The organism is uncultured Roseibium sp. (assembly GCF_947499295.1).
Classification (GTDB): Bacteria; Pseudomonadota; Alphaproteobacteria; order Rhizobiales; family Stappiaceae; genus Roseibium.
The window spans coordinates 1-458 of sequence record NZ_CANMNP010000141.1 but is presented as its reverse complement, the minus strand read 5'-3'; the positions used below and the strand labels follow the sequence as shown (position 1 = coordinate 458).

The window sequence follows — 458 nt, the reverse complement described above, 5'->3', positions numbered from 1 at the left end:
CGTGGCACCGTTGAAGAGGCCTTGAATACAGCGTCGAGGAAGCCTTGATGGAGATGTATCTGGCGGGCGTTTCAGTGCGCCGGGTAGAAGACATCACCGAGGCCTTATGGGGCACGCGTGTCAGTCCCGGTACGGCTTCCAATCTGAACAAGAAGATCTACGCGAAGATCGAGGAGTGGCGGAACCGACCGATCGAGGGGGAGCATCCTTATCTTTATCTCGACGGGATCGTGATGAAGCGGACTTGGGCCGGAGAAGTCAGGAACATCTCCCTGCTTGTGGCCAGCGCGGTGAATTCCGAGGGGTACCGGGAGATCCTTGGGATCTGCGAGGGGGCCAAGGAAGACAAGTCCGGCTGGTCCAACATTCTGCGCCACCGGGGGTTGAGCGGTGTGAAGCTGATCATCTCCGATGCTTGCCGGGGGCCGGTGGAGAGCATTGGAGAGACGCTGACCTAT

1 pseudogene is annotated in these 458 nt (G+C 59.2%); it reads left to right on the top strand.

Features of this window, described 5'->3' with window-relative positions:
- Positions 1 to 23 precede the first annotated feature (23 nt).
- A pseudogene (locus Q0835_RS30145) lies at positions 24 to 458 on the top strand (transposase); the annotation flags it as partial.